19 protein-coding genes are annotated in these 18,324 nt (G+C 44.3%); 6 read left to right on the forward strand and 13 right to left on the reverse strand.

Features of this window, described 5'->3' with window-relative positions:
- Positions 1 to 11: 11 nt before the first annotated feature.
- The 4 genes from MHN30_RS16680 to MHN30_RS16695 form a co-directional block, all read right to left on the reverse strand.
- The gene (locus MHN30_RS16680) at positions 12 to 1,484 is read right to left on the reverse strand and encodes an ATP-binding protein (RefSeq protein WP_130164669.1); all 1,473 of its coding nucleotides are present in this window, start codon (positions 1,482 to 1,484) and stop codon (positions 12 to 14) included.
- A gap of 20 nt (positions 1,485 to 1,504) precedes the next feature.
- Positions 1,505 to 3,001 (reverse strand): cytochrome c peroxidase, encoded by a 1,497-nt coding sequence (locus MHN30_RS16685; RefSeq protein WP_239360424.1) that lies wholly within the window; start codon positions 2,999 to 3,001, stop codon positions 1,505 to 1,507.
- A gap of 170 nt (positions 3,002 to 3,171) precedes the next feature.
- Positions 3,172 to 4,101 (reverse strand): hypothetical protein, encoded by a 930-nt coding sequence (locus MHN30_RS16690; RefSeq protein ID WP_239360425.1) that lies wholly within the window; start codon positions 4,099 to 4,101, stop codon positions 3,172 to 3,174.
- Positions 4,101 to 5,243, reverse strand: coding sequence for a hypothetical protein (locus MHN30_RS16695; protein ID WP_239360426.1), 1,143 nt, complete (start codon positions 5,241 to 5,243; stop codon positions 4,101 to 4,103). The genes MHN30_RS16690 and MHN30_RS16695 overlap by 1 nt, the downstream gene beginning before the upstream one ends.
- Before the next feature lie 285 nt (positions 5,244 to 5,528).
- Between MHN30_RS16695 and dctP the strand changes: the two genes are divergently transcribed.
- The gene (dctP, locus tag MHN30_RS16700; protein WP_239360428.1) at positions 5,529 to 6,638 is read left to right on the forward strand and encodes a TRAP transporter substrate-binding protein DctP; all 1,110 of its coding nucleotides are present in this window, start codon (positions 5,529 to 5,531) and stop codon (positions 6,636 to 6,638) included.
- 74 nt (positions 6,639 to 6,712) lie between these two features.
- Here the strand turns inward: dctP and MHN30_RS16705 are convergent, their stop codons facing one another.
- The gene (locus MHN30_RS16705; protein ID WP_130164697.1) at positions 6,713 to 7,549 is read right to left on the reverse strand and encodes a prohibitin family protein; all 837 of its coding nucleotides are present in this window, start codon (positions 7,547 to 7,549) and stop codon (positions 6,713 to 6,715) included.
- Between the two features lie 102 nt (positions 7,550 to 7,651).
- Here MHN30_RS16705 and MHN30_RS16710 point away from each other — a divergent pair, with 102 nt between their 5' ends.
- Positions 7,652 to 8,065: a GNAT family N-acetyltransferase gene (locus tag MHN30_RS16710; protein ID WP_130164665.1), complete on the forward strand. Its 414-nt coding sequence runs from the start codon at positions 7,652 to 7,654 to the stop codon at positions 8,063 to 8,065.
- Positions 8,066 to 8,104: 39 nt separating this feature from the next.
- Here MHN30_RS16710 and MHN30_RS16715 read toward each other — a convergent pair whose 3' ends face one another.
- Positions 8,105 to 8,290: a hypothetical protein gene (locus MHN30_RS16715; protein WP_010607259.1), complete on the reverse strand. Its 186-nt coding sequence runs from the start codon at positions 8,288 to 8,290 to the stop codon at positions 8,105 to 8,107.
- Between the two features lie 95 nt (positions 8,291 to 8,385).
- Here MHN30_RS16715 and MHN30_RS16720 point away from each other — a divergent pair, with 95 nt between their 5' ends.
- Both MHN30_RS16720 and MHN30_RS16725 read left to right on the forward strand, forming a co-directional pair.
- Entirely contained in the window at positions 8,386 to 8,709 is a 324-nt protein-coding gene (locus MHN30_RS16720) for a hypothetical protein (RefSeq protein ID WP_010607258.1), read from the forward strand.
- Between the two features lie 132 nt (positions 8,710 to 8,841).
- Positions 8,842 to 9,090: a DUF3297 family protein gene (locus MHN30_RS16725; protein WP_102056316.1), complete on the forward strand. Its 249-nt coding sequence runs from the start codon at positions 8,842 to 8,844 to the stop codon at positions 9,088 to 9,090.
- Between the two features lie 55 nt (positions 9,091 to 9,145).
- Here the strand turns inward: MHN30_RS16725 and MHN30_RS16730 are convergent, their stop codons facing one another.
- Together MHN30_RS16730 and MHN30_RS16735 are read right to left on the reverse strand one after the other, a co-directional pair.
- Positions 9,146 to 9,787, reverse strand: coding sequence for a response regulator transcription factor (locus MHN30_RS16730; RefSeq protein WP_010607256.1), 642 nt, complete (start codon positions 9,785 to 9,787; stop codon positions 9,146 to 9,148).
- A gap of 11 nt (positions 9,788 to 9,798) precedes the next feature.
- A complete protein-coding gene (locus tag MHN30_RS16735) occupies positions 9,799 to 10,926 on the reverse strand; it encodes a histidine kinase (RefSeq protein ID WP_239360430.1) in 1,128 nt (375 codons plus the stop codon).
- 159 nt (positions 10,927 to 11,085) lie between these two features.
- Here MHN30_RS16735 and MHN30_RS16740 point away from each other — a divergent pair, with 159 nt between their 5' ends.
- Complete coding sequence (locus tag MHN30_RS16740; protein ID WP_130164663.1) at positions 11,086 to 11,832, forward strand: hypothetical protein; 747 nt, start codon at positions 11,086 to 11,088, stop codon at positions 11,830 to 11,832.
- Positions 11,832 to 12,818 (forward strand): tetratricopeptide repeat protein, encoded by a 987-nt coding sequence (locus MHN30_RS16745; RefSeq protein ID WP_239360431.1) that lies wholly within the window; start codon positions 11,832 to 11,834, stop codon positions 12,816 to 12,818. Before MHN30_RS16740 ends, MHN30_RS16745 begins: the two co-directional genes overlap by 1 nt.
- 61 nt (positions 12,819 to 12,879) lie before the next feature.
- On the opposite strand, the gene MHN30_RS16750 is transcribed toward MHN30_RS16745, so the two are convergent.
- The 5 genes from MHN30_RS16750 to MHN30_RS16770 form a co-directional block, all read right to left on the reverse strand.
- A complete protein-coding gene (locus MHN30_RS16750) occupies positions 12,880 to 13,050 on the reverse strand; it encodes a hypothetical protein (protein ID WP_099642116.1) in 171 nt (56 codons plus the stop codon).
- 397 nt (positions 13,051 to 13,447) lie between these two features.
- On the reverse strand, positions 13,448 to 14,077 hold the full coding sequence (locus tag MHN30_RS16755; RefSeq protein ID WP_239360432.1) for an SDR family oxidoreductase: 630 nt from the start codon (positions 14,075 to 14,077) through the stop codon (positions 13,448 to 13,450).
- A gap of 168 nt (positions 14,078 to 14,245) precedes the next feature.
- The gene (gene dbpA, locus MHN30_RS16760; RefSeq protein WP_239360434.1) at positions 14,246 to 15,634 is read right to left on the reverse strand and encodes an ATP-dependent RNA helicase DbpA; all 1,389 of its coding nucleotides are present in this window, start codon (positions 15,632 to 15,634) and stop codon (positions 14,246 to 14,248) included.
- 99 nt (positions 15,635 to 15,733) lie between these two features.
- Positions 15,734 to 16,543, reverse strand: coding sequence for a peptidase S8 (locus MHN30_RS16765; RefSeq protein ID WP_239360436.1), 810 nt, complete (start codon positions 16,541 to 16,543; stop codon positions 15,734 to 15,736).
- A gap of 99 nt (positions 16,544 to 16,642) precedes the next feature.
- Positions 16,643 to 18,067 carry a DEAD/DEAH box helicase gene (locus MHN30_RS16770; protein WP_239360438.1) on the reverse strand — a complete coding sequence of 475 codons (1,425 nt, stop codon included), beginning with the start codon at positions 18,065 to 18,067 and terminating at the stop codon, positions 16,643 to 16,645.
- Between the last annotated feature and the right edge of the window lie 257 nt (positions 18,068 to 18,324).

Below are 18,324 nucleotides of genomic sequence, written 5' to 3' on the forward strand. Positions count from 1 at the left end.
GGGGAAACTCATTATCTTTTCAGTTCAATAATAATAGCGAGACCACCCAGTTCGCTCAAGTCCGCAGTGATTTTTCCGTTGTGGGCAGCAACGATACTTTGGCAAATGGCTAAACCAAGGCCAGAGCCACCCGTTTTTCTACTCCGCGCTTCCTCTACTCGATAGAGTCTATCAAATAGTTTGTTTAGCTGTTCTTGTGGCACAGAAGGTGCGCTGTCCTGCCAGTAAATTATCGTTTTATCTTGTCGTTGTATGACTTTTACATCGAGATTTCCCGGTTGTTCAGCTGAGGAGTCTGTGTAACGCAAGGTGTTTTGCAACAAGTTATCGAATAGCTGCCCAAGGCGCTGCTCGTCACATTCTAAGGTAATATGCTCATCGCATTGCAAGGAATAAGCAAGATGGTGCTTTTCAATTTGGTGATTACTTTTCGCAAACGTGCGTGAGAGCAGGTCGTAAAGGTTTTCTTTATCCATGTTGTAAGTAAGTGCACCGCGGTCTGACAGCGATAGTTGATGTAAATCGTCCACCAGCCGAGTCAATCGTTGGATCTCTTCGTTAAGGGACACCAGTTGCTCAGGATCGCTTGCGATAATGCCATCAATCATGCCCTCAAGTTCCGCGCGGATCACGGCAATCGGCGTGCGTAGCTCGTGCGAAATATCCGCTATCCATTGCTGCCTAGCTATTTGGTTCTGCGCTAATGTGTCTGCCAAACGGTTCATATCTCTGGCAAGCAAACCGAGTTCGTCTTTACTCGCGATATTGACGCGAGCATCGTAATTTCCTTGTGTCAGTGTTTTTGCATTGCGGCGCAACAACACGATTGGGTTGACCATATATTTACTAAAAGGCACGGCAATCACTAAAGTAACCAACAGGGCGACGAGCGCAATGATGATGAACTGTTTACGTTGTTGCTCTGCAAACAGTTGGTCGAAGTCATTTCGTACCAAGCCACTTTGCTCGACACCTAAGTAGGCGATAATCTGTTCGCGTTTAGGCTGCGCCAAATGGTCGCTTTGATAGACTGGGAACCACAACGAAGTCTGCTTACTTTTCGGTGTGCCCATAATAATATTGCCTTGTGCGTCTTTGATCAGCAGGCGTTTTTTATTGTCAAAACGCGGTGGAGGGCCATCACGTCTTCGTGGCCCTCCTTCGCCTCTTTCACGATGTCTTGGTGGTGGACGAGAATGTAGCCTGTCTCGCGGTCGCTCATCCTCAGAAAGACCATAGAAGCTACGTACTATGCCGTCCCAATCCTCTGAGCCTCGATACACCCAGTCCAAAGAACCATGGCGTGCGTAAGTCTCAGCAACTTGCGTTACCACATTTTTGAGTTGTGCCCGAGAGGTATTTTCAAGATAGGCAGTAAAGCTTTTTTCAAATGCTAATTTATTGGCGATATAGATAGCCAGCACCAATGTGGTGTTGGCTATCAAAATTATCAGCAATAGTTTGACGCGAATGGTCATTTTCATGGTTGTTGTTATTCCACCGGTTAACGCTGTGCATGCAAGCGTAAATTATCAGGGTCTGGTGTGCGACGGTTTGGCACCCACCTTCTTACGCACTGCTGGTCTTTTGCACACTTGTCTGTCAAGGCATGTAAAAACGCAACGAGATCCTGCTTTTGTTGTGGCGCTAAATTAGCGGCAACAAAGGGTGACTGGCGCAGTAACGCTAACGCCGCTTCACTATTTTCTCTCGCTTGTAGGTTTAGTGTGTCACACTGAGCGGTTAAGGAAAACTGCTTTAATCCACAAGCACCACCACGTTGAAAAAATTGCTCGACGGTTTGCTCAGGGTTTGAGTAATGATTGACCACTTGTTCTAACGACTCGTAGGCTCCTGCGTGACCATATGGCGCAGTCAGGGCAACATTGATTAAGCTCGGGACTCTAAACGCAAATTGATTGCGAGGCGAGGGGTCAATTGCAGCGCGTCCGATATCGGCCTGATTATCTTGTGTGCCAATACCATACTGTGGAAAGGCGAGGTTAAAGAAACCATCGTTAGTGAAACGTTCACCACTGTGGCACCCAACACATCCTGCACCGCCTTCAGCTACTGGAGTAAAAAAGAGTTTAGCACCACGTTTTTGTTGAACACTAAGTGCGCCACGGTCACCACGAGCATAGCGATGCCAATCGGTATCCACCATCACAAATGACGCTTGATACTGGCCGAGCGCAAAGGCAATACTATCAAAGGTAATTAAGGTTTGCGCGTCAGCTTGCGAGTTGAATGCTTCTCTAAAGGCCTGAAGCCAATCATTGGTGGCCAAGCCTCCGGCTTCATCACCGTAATCGCCAATGCGTTGGGCTAAGTGTGAGCGGACTTGTTCATTGGTCTCGGCACTTTCGAAAGCCTCTCCACGCATTTCTTCACGAGAGGTGACAGGAAAGCGAGACAGGGTTGCAACTAGTGAATCTGCCGCGTTTACATCTGGTTGGTTAAAACCTGAATCAGGCGTACTGATAAAACTGCTTTCATTGCCTTGGTCGTCAGTGATAGTCACACGTTGAACACGGCCGTCCCAAAATAAAGCGTTGTTGGCAAATCCGGTATTAAAAATGGTGGGAGAGTTACGTGGAATATTGATGTCATCGTTGACTGCTTGGCGACCTGGGCCTACCACATCACTTTCTACTGCGTTTGTACCTATTGGCAACGAAAGGCCATCGCCACCACCAAGCCTTGGATCGTGACAGCTCGCACAAGCGACTGATTTTTCTCCCCCAAGGGCCTTGCTAAAAAATAACTGCATGCCGAGCTGAGCAATGGGATCTGAGATCCTCGGCAATTGTTGTGCACCTGCAACTCTGCCTGTAATACCGCGAGCACGCATAATTTGTGAGAGTTCATCATCCAGCGCCGAGCTTGGTTGTGGCTGGCCTGGAGGCGGAGGTGGTAGAGGCTTATGTTGTGCTGCTATTGGTAAACTTGCCACCGCGGTAACAAGTGCCATTGCACGTAGAAAGTTCGCGTTGTTCATCGTTATTCCAAACCTTATTGTGATTCGAGTTTTAAAATTGGCAGGCAAAAGTGCAGAGAATGTGAAAATGGAAGTTTTTGTTTTGAAAGGAAGGGAAAGAAGAAATAATTTGGAACCGTTACAGCATTTTCTAAAGTCTCAAATGGGTTGTGAGTTATCGGTAAAGCAGGTTATTGAGCTATTAGGCTTAACCGATATTTAGCTCGTGTAAGTGGGATTTGTATGCGACGTATTGAGCTTGGGAAGGCTGATAGAAACATAGGCTCAACAGCGCTAATATCAAATGCGTATGCTGGCGCATTGTCATATTCGCCGAATAAGGCGGTAACCTGAGAAAAAGACGTAGGTACAAGCTTGTATGGCGCTAGCGATTGCGGTATATCAAGTTGATATTGATATGCTTTCACCAGTTGTAATGCGTGATCAAAGTGGCAAATATTCCAGCTTTGATTTTCATTGTTTAGCTGCAAAGCCCACACCCCATTTTTATCGGTAGCGACAGAGTATGGGTTTTCGCAAGGCGTAGGTAGTGACTTTGTGTTACTGCGCTGCCAAGCACCCTGGTGATTCAAACAGAGATTCTCTTTGCTATTAAGCGTCACGACTCGTGTGCTGAGCCTTGCTTTACAAGCATCTTCCACAGGTAACCAATAAGCGGGTTTGGTGGTGGAAAGTACCATAAATCCGGCAGGTTTTTCTGGGTCGTGCGAGGTCCATCCAATAAAATAGTGGTTGTCTACGCGCCACTGATCATAGCTTAACCGACCACGTTGGTATTGACTAGCTAAAGGCAAAGCGCCTTGTCGGTCAGCAAACTGGCAATGGATGGTGTCACTCTTAAGTTTACAGGCTGACTGAACCCTATCGAAATTGAGAGGTATTGCAGCATCTGGATAGTTTGGTGGAATAAAATGCGTGTGCGGCAACGATGTAGGCTTTAACTCATTATTGTCTGATTGTTCAAAGCGGCACTCTGGCCGCTCAGTAGAGGGTGCTAAGGCTACTTTATCGCTAGACATAGTGAGCTCGCAGCTTAATAAATCAAAGCTTGCCGAAATGCTAAAGATAGCGAGATAAATTAGCCAAGCGATATTCGTCATTATTTTCCTAATTCAAAATGAAAGTCGGTAACCTGTAACGATTTAACTTGAGGCACGAAATAGCTAGTATCGTAGATATTGCTGTAGTCATGCCAAGCTTCACCTTCGCTATCAAGCTCGTTATCATTAGGAGCAAGCCAAGGTTCTAAAGGTTCAGTTAAGAAGCTGACATGTAGGTGATTCTTATGATTTGATTTAACATCTGTAACGCCTTTCAAATTATCGGCAAAGATAATTTTAGTTGCGCCTAATTGTACCAAAGCGTCAACTATAGTCTGTGTGGCTTGGCGATGGTAGTGTGCGTCACCAACGCTAACTGGGCCTGATGATGTTCCTATCGGACGAATATCTACTGTACCACCAAACTTGTGCGTAAAGTGAGGAGGATTTATTCCACCCCAGCGCATGGTTGCTCCCGTTATTGTGAGATAATTTGGCATCCCGACAGGTTTGTTTTGTACGTTTTTCCAAGCTTGTCCTAAATTTTGTAAAGCACTTAGCAAGTCTGGGTGTAAGTGGCGGCCAACTAGACCTGCTGTAGTAAGCCCTTCACTTGCGCGGTCTGGAATGTTGACTAAGCCTGTTACTGCGCATTTTACGATTAGCTGAGCCTGCAAGTTACCAGTTGAGGCTGTTAACTTATCAGAGCCTGGCTGTTGTTCATTACCGCAGCTATGGAAGTTATTTACGGTAACTTTCACTTGGCCATTAGCATCGGTCACTAGACTTGAAGCTTCGTAAGGAGCTCGTAATCGGAACAGCCCTTGGTCTATTCTTTGAATTACCGTTGCTCTTGAACCACTCGGAAAACGGTTTGCCATGGTATTTTTATCTCGCCAACTTGATGTGGTGAGCGTGTTATAAGTTGAATTTATAGTAATGGTTTTACCAACGGCCGGTCTGCCATCAGAATAGGTTAATGTTAATGTCCAAAGCGCGCTGTTGCCATTTTTTGGGTATAAAGTGACTTCACTGGCATTTTCAAGCCACTGCTGACCAAAATAAGCCTTTCCAGTTGGTGTTGTAATGAGGCCGTCATAATCAAGGTTAGTGTTGATCGAAAGGGTTGGTTGAGGTGTCTTGGCGGATAAGTGGGCACAAAACCCCAAGGCAACACAGATTAGTGCATTTCTTCTGTTCATCGTTAATCTCCTTTTATTAATCGATATGAACGTGATTACTGCGTTAAATTTGCTTTGTTTTAAGAAAACACCTAGCGAGACAAAAGTAATGATAGTAAAGCTATCGCTTTTGATGAATAAACTAGCACTACACTCCTTGTGGTGAATCCAAAATAGACTAGTATAAATTTTGTTAAATACAAGTGAGTTTTTTGTGTTTTGGATTTGGGTGTACATCTAAGCTTATTGAAATAGTGATCGACTCAGCTATCTTTAATTAAGGTATGGAATATAGGTAGTACTCCCATGTCCAAGAGTAGACGTCAATTTCTTGAAGCTTCACTAGCGGCATGTTTGAGTGCTTCATTTCCGGTTAGCCAAGTACTTGCACTACATTTATTCTCAGAAGATGAACGAGAACAAGAAATGGCTAAGCGCAGTGCTGCCCTCCATATTTTAAGATTAGCTTCCCCATACCCTGCGGATCAAAGTGACTTTATCCCGCACATGCATCAAGTGTTTAAGGAGAATGTTGAGTCTATGACTCGTGGTAAAATCTATGTTGATATTCACCATAGTGGCTCGCTTGGAAGTGGCCGCGAGTTAATGGCGGCAGTGACTCGTGGATATGTGGAGGCCGCACTTATCTCTGTGTCAAATCTGTCTCGGGCGTTACCTGTGCTAGATATCCTTAATATCCCATTTTGGGCGAGCTCAAATCGCGCGTTTCTCAATTTAATTTGTTCGCCACAGTGGCAGTCACTCGTTATTAAGCCTATTAGTGAACAAGGAAAACTGAATATCTTAATGCATCATCTCGTTGGAGGTCGCACCCTAACAAGCACAAAACAGTTCAACCGCTTGATTAATTTGCCTGAAAAACTCAAAGGAGTAGTGCTAAGAGTGCCTGCTTCTAAGGTTTTGAGTCATTTTTACAGTATGACGTCGGCAAATGTTATTGATGTGCCTTGGGCACAAGTGGCCAAAATGGCAAGAACAAAACATATAGAGGTTATTGACCCTAGCGTTGTTGGCTTGTTTGCAGGTCCTGATCTGCTAAAAAACGAGATAGGGCAGATAGCTTTACTCGAAAGTGTCCCCGATGCTTGGGTGACCGTCGCAAATCAGCATTGGTTAGATGGTTTGCCGCTGCGCTTAAAAGGGGAAATCGAGGACGCGGGTAAGCAAACATTTCATACCCATATTGCGCAGATAGAGCAACTGCAAAAGCGCTGTGAGCACGAGCTCATGGCCTTGGGCGCAAGGCTGCACCCTTTAAGTGTGGACGAAAAGCGCGAATGGCAATTAAGGTTTGGTCATCACAATGCACAGTGGAATAAGGTAAAGCGAGAGCTCCTAGGCAGTACTCGCGCATTTCAACAGCTGGTAAATGCGACAGAAAAAGAGTTTATTTAATAACCTAGGTTGAGAGCAACAACAGGCCTTCTTGCTATTGTTACTCCCAACTCAAACGAATTATTGGTACTTTGTTATCGACTCTCTTTAACCAGTGGAATGCCGTTGGTGCCAACCGGAATATAAACCGTTGTATGGTTGGGAGATTCTGCCATTTTTAGCTGCGCATTTATCGCTTCATGTTGTAAGTAGTTTGCAGTAAGTGTGGCGTTGATGATCTTTTGCGCTTCAGCGATACCTTTTGCTTCTTCAATCCGAATTTCAGCATCTTTTTTAGCAATGGCCTTTTGAGTCTCTTTTTCTGCTAGCAGCTGTTGCGCAGCGAGTTTCTTTTCTACGGCATTGGCTACAATATCTGGATAATTAATGTTACCGATCACCACTTGTTTGATATCAAATGGCGCTGACTGTAGGTAGCTTTTTAAGCGCTTTGTTACGATTTCAGCAATTTGTTCGCGTTTGCTTTTTAATGCGCCACTATCGTATTGTTGGACTTCGTCGCGAACATAGGTTCTGAAAGTTTCGCGAACAAAACGCTGATACCAATTCTCTGCACCATAATTTTCAACGACATCTTTTACTGTGTCTGGCTTAATTGCAATGACTGCATGAAAATCAAAACTGATGTTCAAGTCATCTTTGGCTAAGATCTCAAAGCGTTCTGTATAAGTGTTTGGGCGCATATCGATATTGACGACTTGATTTCTGAGCGGGGAAAAACCATAGTTGCTCGGACCTACTAAGCTACCTTGGTAACCACCAGAACCAAAAAATCTTGGTTGCTCAAAAACATAGCCTTCATGTCCTGCGGGTGTGCTTGGATTTGTGCAAGATGTGATGGAAAAAAGTAACACAATGCCAATCACGATAATAGATACAATTGAGCTTCCAATGCTAGATTTTGATTTCATCATAGATGATTCCTTTATAGGTACTTTGTTGACTATGATAGGTGACAATACTAAAACGAACAACAATTACCTTAGTTCAACGTAGTCAACCGGAGCGTAGCTGTGAAAATATCCGTAGTAGAAAATCCTGAGCAACACTTTGTCGATTTTTTAAGTAGTAAAATTAGCGAGTTTAACTGGGTGAATTGGGAGGTCACAGAGCGCCTTCCATTGGCGGTTGAAGTAAAGGGTGAGTCAGGAGAGGTTGTTGCAGGTGCAGCCGCGCGTACTTTTGGCAACTGGTTGTTGCTTGATACTTTGTGGGTTTCTGAGACACTAAGAGGTCAAAATATCGGCTCACAGATACTAGAAAGTCTAGAAGCGGCAGCCAAGCAAAGAGGGTGCGTGAAATGCTTACTCGATACCTTAAATTTTCAGGCAATGCCATTTTATGAAAAGCATGGCTATGAGACCCAATGGATCCAAGAACATTACCCTAAAGATGGCTGTAAGTATTTTATGGTAAAGGTGTTATAACAAGTTTAGTGGGTAAGAGTACTTACCCACAATGGCGCATTAATACGGATTTGGACAAGTTCGAACCTGAAAGTGTGTAAACCAAGGACAGCCTTGATCGAACTTGCTTTCTGGGTATAAAGGTGGATTGCCAGCACCTGCAATATTTGGGGTTTGCGCCATTGGTAAGTCTTGTAAATCTTTTGAAAGGGACTTAATCGCCTTTTTGTTTAATTTAAGTTTCATACTTGTTTCCTTGTGTTAACTTCATTGTTTATCTTATCGAGAAAAGTGGAGAGTGCAAGGGGGATGGGTATTTTATTTATAGGAAGCATATATAGATGAAAAATGTAGAAAACACTGAGCAGTTGGCTGCGGTAAATCAAAAGGTAGTAAGAGAAGGTGAGTGCTTACCATCGGTACAATTAAAAGATGGTAGTAGAGTGCAAACGGGTACAGTAGCAACTATGTTGCATAACATTGACCTTTACAATGCTGGTGAGCGAGGACAAGTAGAGGACGAGCTAAAGCTTGCAATCCCAACGCTGTGTAAAATAGGTCTATTTGAGCTGTTTACTGTGGAAGAATGGTTGAGTGGAGATAATCCTGGCCGTCGATACGTGGGTGAATGTGCCAAGGCATTTCTAAGTAATAACGTTAGCTAAACTTCAGAGACCTCATAGCGCTCTTAAATCGATACAGTTTTTAATTCAATTGCGATTATAAGACGCTCAGCTATTGAGCGCACGCGTGGGATTACCTACAATACAGCATGCTTAAATAATTGAAGAAAAACGATGACAGATTCAATCGAAAAACCAGCACTACCAGATAGACTTTCTATCAATCCTCGCAGCCCACATTATGCTAAAGAAATACTAGAGCACCACATTGGCATTCGTTTTAATGGAAAAGAACGTACCGATGTTGAAGAGTATTGCATTAGTGAAGGCTGGATCAAAGTCGCTGCGCCAAAAGCGCTAGATCGCCGAGGTCAGCCTTTGCTAATTAAATCAAAAGGAACGGTTGAAGCTTACTATTGCTAAGCGCCGTGACGATGCACCAATCTGCTCAGGGGTAAATTGGTGCGCTTTGTTTAAGCTACTGTAATATTCCCATCTCGATTGCTAATAGCACCGCACGGGTTCTATCCCTCACACCCAGTTTAGAAAGTAAATTGGAGACATGATTTTTGATTGTGCCTTCTGACTTGTGTAAGGCTTCGGCTATTTCCTTGTTGGAATAACCATTTGCAACCAGTCTCAATACCTCTATTTCTCGTACGCTAAGCGTCTCTGTGGCTTTGAACTCAGAAAAATCATTGTCGAGTTTTGGTGCATACTTTAATAGGGTTTCTGTAATTGCCGGTTGAAAGTAGGTTTCACCATTGAGGATGGTTTTCATTGCATTCACCAACGAATCCAGAGCGATATCTTTGAGTACAAAGCCTTTGGCTCCATTACTTAAGCTGTCCAGAACGAGTTTGGGGTCATCAAAGGTTGTTAGCACTAATACTGGGATCGTTATACCGCGACTATTTAGCTGCTTCAAAGTAGCGATACCGTTCATAATTGGCATGGATAGATCCAGTAGAATAATATCAGGTGAAACCTCTGATAGCCCATCAAGTAACGTCTGACCATTGTCGTACTGGGCAATCACTTCAACTTCTTCGTTAAATTGTAATAAAGTGACAATGCCTTCTCTTACGAGTTTCTGGTCGTCAACCACGACTACTTTCATCAATATCGTCCTTACTGTGGAGTTAACGGGAGTTCAATTTTATAGTGTAGGGCACGATTGTGCTCATAGAGATGCAAGTGACCATCACACTCAGATACGCGTTCAGACATCCCCGTTAAACCATTCCCTTTTTGCCATTGTTCACTGATATAGCCATCATCATGCATATTGGCGAAAAGCTTTTCTTCATCTTGCGTCATTACAATCCAAAATTGCTTCGCATGACTGTGCCTTAGGCTGTTGGTTATTGCTTCTTGAACACAGCGCAGCAGCACTTGTGCTATATGGCTATCGTCAACAGCAATATGTTGTGGAATGGTTGCATGCACTTTTAGCTCAGGAGTATGTTGGAGTAGTAAGGTAAGCGATTGATGAAAATCAATATCTCTATGCTGTCTGAGCATATCCACGGCATCTCGTACATCATTGAGTAGTAACTTAGCTACGCTTTGACATTCTAGGATTTGCTGCTGGGCTGGTGCGTCGGCAGTCATTCTTTGCGCTATTTGCAACTTAATACTGAGTGCCGTGAGGTGATGACCTAACAGATCGTGTAAGTCCCGCGCGATGCGGGTGCGCTCAGAGTGCTTCGACAGCTCAGAAAGCAAGTGTTGTGTGGATTGCAACTGAGCATGTTGATTTTGTAGCTCAACCCTAGCTTGCTGTTCTCGTTGATGGGTGGTGGCTAATAGCAAGGCGAATAAGTGAAACAGGCCATACAGTAATCCCTCAATCCAAAGCAGATGTTGTTGCTTTACACTCTGCATCGTAAACCAGGCCAATACGATGATGAGAGTGGAGCAAGCTGATACGCGAATGGGGAGCAAATAAGCGACAACGGCAACCCAGATAATGGTAAGAATGGATAGGTATCCAAATTGCAGGATCCAGCCACAGGCAAAAGCTGAAAATAGCATAAGGGCTAGCGCAAGCCATCGTAATTTGTGTTTACATTGCTCACAGGTGCCAATGAGATAGCCAAGCGCATAAAAACAGAAGAAGCTGCTAAAGAGAGATATTTCGGGCGCTTCAGGCTGTTGATTCGTTATGTAAACTGAAATAGCGAAAAGGGCAACCCAAGTCATCAGCGCCAGTAGGTCTCTCATATCTCGATTTGCGATTAATGTGCTGAATGCCAACGCTTATGTCCTCGTGCCGTTTTCTTCACTAAGTATGACAAAGTAACAAGGTTGTGCCTATAGGCCAAAAGTCATGGTTTTACATCATGACGTCTGGGACAGGCACTCCAAATGTAGTGACGTTAAGCTAAAGACCAAAATCATAAAAGAGAAATTGTTATGCTTATTGTTCATCAGTTTGCTTTGTATTTGCACATAATTATTGGTGCTATTGCGCTAATTGTATTTTGGGTTCCAGTCGTGACCGTAAAAGGCAGCCCACAGCATAGACTATGGGGAAAAATATTTACTTGGTGTATGTGGCTAGTTTCCGTCAGTGGCATTGTCATGTGCCTAATTGTGATCTACGACCCATTGGCGATCCGTTACCCCTCTCAACACATTGATCAGGCGCTAGGGCAACAGCTGGTATTGAAGCAACGTCAATTAAGTGAATTTTTACTGATGCTGTCAGTATTGGTGTTGGCAAATATTCGTCATTCGAGCTTGGTTTTAGCGGCTAAACAGCACCGAGAGCGATTAAGAAGCGGGTCTCATTTATTGCTGATTGGGCTCTTAGCGGCAACGGGTGGACGAGTGTTGTACACAGCGCTTACATTTGGCAGTACGCTCTATCTAATATTTTCACTTATTGTGTTCTCTACCGTCGCTACTATGTTGTTCTACATATTTAAACCAACACTCAAACCACGAGAGTGGGTGCTGGAGCATATGAGTACCATTTTAGGCGCTGGGATTGCAGTATATACGGCATTTTTTGCGGTGGGTGGACGTCATTGGTTAGCGCAGCTAATGCCTGGGGCTTGGCAGCTAGTACCATGGTTGTTACCCGCTGTGGTTGGCACCTTGGGCATCCTGTTTTACAAAAAACAGCTTAATCACCGTCAAGCAAGGGGGAGCAAATAATGTTTCGGATGAATAAAGTACTTTGCTTAATGATGATACTAGTGGTAACTCCAAAAGTGTTTGCGATGCCGAATATTACCGATGCATTGAAGCATGCCAAAATACTATTTGAGCAACAGGCGATAGTGGATGCTGAGCAAGCTTTTCTGGCGCTGCAAGAAACGCATCCAAATGAGTCGTTCTATTATCTTGGCAGAGTTAAGTTGGTGTCGAATCAATTTGATGAAGCAGAAGAGTACCTTGAAAAAGCACTGCGTCTCGAGCCCAACAGTGCGGATGAGTATTATTGGTACGCCAAGGTAAATGCAGAGCAGATAAAGCATGCTTCTATATTTTCAAAACTGAGTTATGCCAGCAACACAGAAGATGCGTTTTTAGCGGCAATAGACAAAGACGCAACGCATATCAAAGCGCAGCAAGGGTTGTTCTATTTCTACCTTTCAGCACCAAGCATTGCTGGTGGCTCTGAGGCCAAGGCGGTGCGACAGATAAGGGCGATAGAAGCCTTATCTTCCCATGCCGCAATGAAACTATGGATCGACTTTTATTTGCAGACTGGCAATGATGAAGCGTTGATAACATATACTAACACCTTGCTCGAACGCAAAACTATTGATGAAACAGTGTTGTTTAAAGCTGGAATAGCGCTGCAGAGTATCAAACATTACGATGGTGCATTTGCGTTTTTTAGAACTTTAATAGTAATTAAGGAAGCAAAGCATTACGCTGCGGGGCTTTACCAAATTGGTCGGACGGCGGTGTTTTCAGAGGTTAATGTAGACGAGGGGATCGCAGCATTACAAACGTATTTAACACTTGAGATCAGTACAGATGGTCCAGATAAAAACTGGGCACGGTTACGTTTAAGCCAGCTCTATATGCTCCAAGGAAATACCCTAGGTGCTAAAAAGTTAATCAGCAAATTAAAGTCAACGCGAATCAGCGACAAAGACCTAATCAAAGCGATTAGACAGCTGCGAATCTGAGTATTTAGTTCATTTGTTTTATTAGGATGGCAAACGTCGAGCAAGCTCGACGTTTTAGCGATTACTGAGCTGAAGTTAACCAGCTCAGAAATTGACGTGCTTCGCCGCCATTGGCGAATTGTGTGATCTTACGGCCCGTGCCGTCAGCAAAGATCACTTTAGATTTGTTCACCGAAATTGAGCGAATTGGTTGCTCAACACGGATCTCTGTTCCGTTATATGTATATGACATAATAAAACTCACTTTTATAATGCACAGCAAATTAGCTGATGCTTTTGATAGTAGATGAGCTTCATTACAGTTTAGCGAACAGAAGACACTGTCCTCGCAACGACCCGAGACGGGTATGACAGCTTATACCAATTTTCTTAATTGGCTTGATTTCGCCTGACTATATTAAGCTCTACTTGTATTTTTTATGCGGACTTACTGGATCAAGGCAAGGAGGCATTACTTGAGGTTTGCTTTATTTTGAGAGGAAGTTAAAGCAAGAGAGGGATGATATAGAATTGCATTTTTTAAAGCAAGCTTTTTATGTCAGCGAAGCGATAAATATTTTCAACACTTAGCCAAATTAAAGCACCTAAGTTTGCCCCGAGGCGTTAAACCCCGAGACATAGTTACTCTATTAGCACAGCGTTTGTTCGACTGACTGCTTGCCGTTAAATAGCTCAAACGTTAGATTCTGAGGATGTTGAGTGGCAAGGTAAACTAGCGCGTCTGCGACATTCTCTCGACTTATTACGGCATCTTCTCTATTTGTAGGGCGTGAAGTGGAGAATCCCCCAGTTGCAGGCTCATTTTGCAACGCACCTGGTCGGACGATGGTGTAGTTTACAATACTTTTTTGTAGGTGTTGGTCAGCCATGTGTTTGGCTACCAAGTACGGTTTGATTTCACTTTCAATGTTATCAGGATCGTCAGCACCAATAGAGCTGACCATAATAAAATGTTTAACGTTTGCTTTCACAGCATAGTTAATGGCTTTAATGGCGGCCCACAAATCAATAAGTAGGGTTTTATCCGCTCCAGTCTCTCCACCAGAGCCTGCGCTAAATATTACCTGCTCGACGTTGTCAAAGGCTGAACTAAAATCGCCTTCAAGGTCTTGCTCTATGATAGTGAGTTGCTCAGACTGAATATCAGCTAGCTTGTTTTTATTGCGCACTAACGCCACAACGTCATGGCCTTGTTCCAGCATTTTCTTTGTCGTCATTTTTCCAATTTGACCACTGGCACCAATGATTAAGGTCTTCATAGATAAACTCCTTTAAAGTGTTTGCTTAACTAAGACCTTGGGGTCATTGTGCAGATTTAAACCCCTGTGGTGGAAATAGGTTATAAATAGGCGAGTAATTGCTGAGCTAATCTAAAGTCGTGGTGGTCAGGGAAAAGTTGACCACCGTAGGGAAAGAAAAGTTATCTGTTATTTTGTCACTTTACGAGCTCTAAAGTTACGGCCTTTCATTTTTCCTTCTGAGATTGTTTTAAGCGCCACGTTGGCAACACTGCGCTCAACCGCAACGTATGATGACATCGCAGTAACCTTGATTTTGCCGATTTGATCACCTTTTAACGCTTGATTTGAGGTCAGTGCACCTAAGATATCACCCGGTCTTAATTTTGCTTTTTTACCGCCGTCGATTTGAATGGTTACCATCGGTGCCCGGTTAATTTTGTTATTTAATACTTGATCGCTTGGCAGGGGATTGGGCTCAATGGTCTTGCCTAAATAGTCTTCAAGGGCATTTACTTTATGCGATTCTTTATAACTCATTAAAGAGCATGCCACGCCTTTATTGCCTGCTCGTCCGGTTCTGCCAACGCGGTGAACATGTACTTCTGGGTCATGGGCGATATGGTAGTTGATCACCATATCTACATGATCGACGTCGATACCCCGGGCTGCGACATCCGTTGCCAATAAAATGGTCACGCTCTTATTCGCAAAACGAACCAATGTGCGGTCACGGTCTTTTTGCTCTAAATCACCGTGAAGTGCTGCTGCATCAAAACCTAGGCTATATAGGCTGTCGCATACGTTCTGGCATTCTGCCTTGGTGTTGCAGAAGATAACCGCTGAGTTTGGTTGAAATTGCATTAACAGCTTTTGTACCGCAGGCAATCTCGCGTCGTTATTGTCGACTTCGTAAAAGTACTGTTCAATTGAGCTATCGTCATGTGTTGCTTCAACCGTGACTTTGGCAGCATCTTTCATGATGTGCTGCGCGAGCTGCTCTATTTTTGGTGGGTAAGTTGCACTAAATAACAGATTTTGGCGTGCTGTAGGGCAGTGATCTATGATGCACTGTAGTGACTCTTCAAAGCCCATCTCCAACATGCGATCCGCTTCATCCAGTACAAAGGTATTCACTTCATCTAGCGACAAACGGCCTTTGCGCAGGTGCTCTTCAATACGCCCTGGCGTGCCCACAATGATGTGCGCACCGTGTTCAAGAGAGCCAATTTGCGGACCCATAGGTGCACCACCGCACAGCGCTAACACTTTGATGTTATGAACAGCACGGGCAAGCTTGCGAATTTCAACCGCAACCTGATCGGCAAGCTCTCGAGTTGGGCATACCACGAGCGCCTGCACGCGAAAGCGTTTCACGTTTAAATTATGTAATAGTCCTAAAGAGAAAGCGGCGGTTTTACCTGAGCCTGTTTTACCTTGGCCAATGACATCTTTACCCGCCAAGATAAGCGGTAAGGTTTGTGCTTGAATGTCAGTCATGGTGTGATACCCCAATGACGCGAGGTTATCGAGTAAGGCGCTGGAAAGTGAGGTACTTGAAAAAAGTGGCTGAGTCAAAGTCGCTGTCTCTGTAGTTCTAAAACAGCAATTATAACATGGCTCGAACGGATAGCGCGTGTAAGGCCGTGATAAAATTTTTTACCATGGCCAAGTGCGTTAAAAAATAATCTTAAACATTTCCCATGAACAGGGATAAGTGGCATTACAGCCTATGACGGTAGGATGCACATTGGCTCCCGCGCCACCATTACCTGTGGCTTGGATATAGTGACCATTGATTGACTTCAGCGCCACTTTATCGCCATTTTGGATCAAGGCGCCGGGATTATTCGGCAACTCAATCGTGAAGGTTTCCCAAATAGAAGCCACCGTTCGGTTGGAATTTAACTCAGCGCCCCCACCTTGCTCTGCAACAAAGTAATAGCCAGTGGCTGTTTGAATGTGGATGGTGTCGCCATCAAACAGGTTACCGCCGTTGACATCGATAAGATTAAACCTCTCCCAAGGGCCAATCGTAATACGATTGGCGTTTACTGTATTACCGCCATTATTTTCTGCGACGAAGTAATATTGTCCGCCGGTTTCAAACGACACATTAGTAAAAATCGTCGGGCCACATGGGGCTGTAGTGAAGGTTAAGTCTTCCCCTTGAATGGTGGTGCGAGGTGGCTTTGGATCTCCTCGAAAACGGAAATGATATTCGCTGCCGCACTCTAGGTTCGCTATTTGTGCGCTAACCGGGCCATTCACACCAGCCGGTGTTGCGAGTACGCTGTAGCCGTAGTTAGTGGTTGGGCCATAATCAAACGTTTCTCCACTTAAACCAATAGTAGAGGCGGAGTAGCCGTTTAATTGAGCGGAGGTTTCTGTGATATTGCTCGCAGCTTGGGTCACATATTGCGTACCAGCGTGCGCTAAAAATGTACTACCAAACAATGTGAACAGTATCAATTTCAAGATATTCATTGTCTAGCTCCTTTGACGAAAAAAGGCTGTTACGATTAACAGCCTTTTTAGCTTAGGAGAAGGTGTTGCAAATGCTATTACACCTGCTTACACCATTAATTATTGATTGCCAGAAGTGGGCTTCTGGCGTGGTGTACGTTTTTCTCCAGCGTGTTGGCTCTTTGGCTTGTTTGCAGACGATGATGGGCGACGTCTACGGTTGCCATTGTTATTACCAGCAGGTTTACCGTTACCACTTGGCTTATTGTTGCGAGGACCTGAATTTTGCTTAGGTTTGTTTTTCGGCTGAGCGGAAGGTGCTTGCTCAGCGTCTGTCGCCTTTGGTTTTTTCGGTTTCTTTGGCTTTTTCGGCTTGATTGGGCGCGTATCTAATTTTGACTCAGGTACGGCAAGTTGCGGTTCAAACCCTGGCTCCACTTTACGTGGCACCAACTGTTGAATTAATCGTTCAATGCCAAATAAGTCGCTTGCGGTCTCTTGGGTAACAAACGAGATAGCTTCACCTGTCGCACCAGCGCGGCCTGTTCTACCGATACGGTGAACATAATCTTCGTAAACATTTGGCAGGTCAAAGTTCACGACATGAGGCAACTCTTGAATATCCAAGCCCCGTGCCACAATATCAGTGGCAACAAGTACACGTACTTCACCATTTTTAAAGCCAGCAAGGGCTTTCATGCGAGCGCTTTGGCTTTTATTACCATGGATTGCTGCGGCATTGATCTTGTCTTTTTCTAGATCCTTAACCAAGCGGTTGGCACCGTGTTTTGTGCGGGTGAATACCAACACTTGTTGCCAATCATGCGTTTGCACTAAATGCTTGAGTAAGCTCGTACGTTTACTTTTGTCTACCGGGTATACCCATTGAGTCACGCTTTTTGCGGTGCTGTTTGCTGGTGCCACAGAAATCTCTACTGGATCATGAATTAGCCCTTTCGCTAATGCTCTAATCTCTTCAGAGAAAGTGGCAGAGAACATCAAGTTTTGTCTGCGGCTTGGCAATACTTTGATGATGCGCTTGATATCGTGAATAAAGCCCATGTCTAGCATACGGTCGGCTTCATCCAATACCAGTACTTCAAGGTCATCAAATTTGACAGCATTTTGCTGGTAAAGGTCGAGTAATCGCCCAGGTGTTGCCACTAAAACATCAATGCCTTTACGCAGCTTCATCATTTGCGGATTGATCTTCACACCGCCGTAAACAACTTCAGAGCTGATAGGCAGGTGTTTACTGTACAGCGCAACACTTTGCCATACTTGGTCAGCAAGCTCTCTGGTCGGCGTTAGAATTAACGCGCGTACATTGTTCGCACGTGGTTTAGTGCCGGCAATCAGCTTTTGCAACAAAGGTAATGTAAAGCCCGCTGTTTTACCTGTCCCCGTTTGCGCCGCAGCCATCACGTCTCTGCCTTCTAAAATAGCAGGAATGGCTTGCTCTTGAATAGGAGTTGGTTTGTCGTAACCTTGTTCGACAACGGCTTGATTTATTTCTGGGGCTAAACCTAGGTGGCTAAAGCTCATGATTTTGTACTCTGTATTGGGCGGCGGGCAAGAGTACAGTATTTACTCCGCTTAAGCAATTTCGCCGTGTTGTTAAATAGCCTCAAGTTAAATAACGATAGGCGGGTAGATAACAAAGCATAGCGTAAACATCAGGATTACATACAAAATAAGTGAAAGGAAACGTTCGTACTACAGGTCTATTGATGGCATTAGTTATTCACGACCAGTTTGCGCTGTATATAAGTCACTAATTCGACAAACTGGGTTAACTTAGG

The sequence above is a fragment of the Pseudoalteromonas sp. OF7H-1 genome (assembly GCF_022347825.1).
In the GTDB taxonomy this organism is placed as follows: domain Bacteria; phylum Pseudomonadota; class Gammaproteobacteria; order Enterobacterales; family Alteromonadaceae; genus Pseudoalteromonas; species Pseudoalteromonas maricaloris.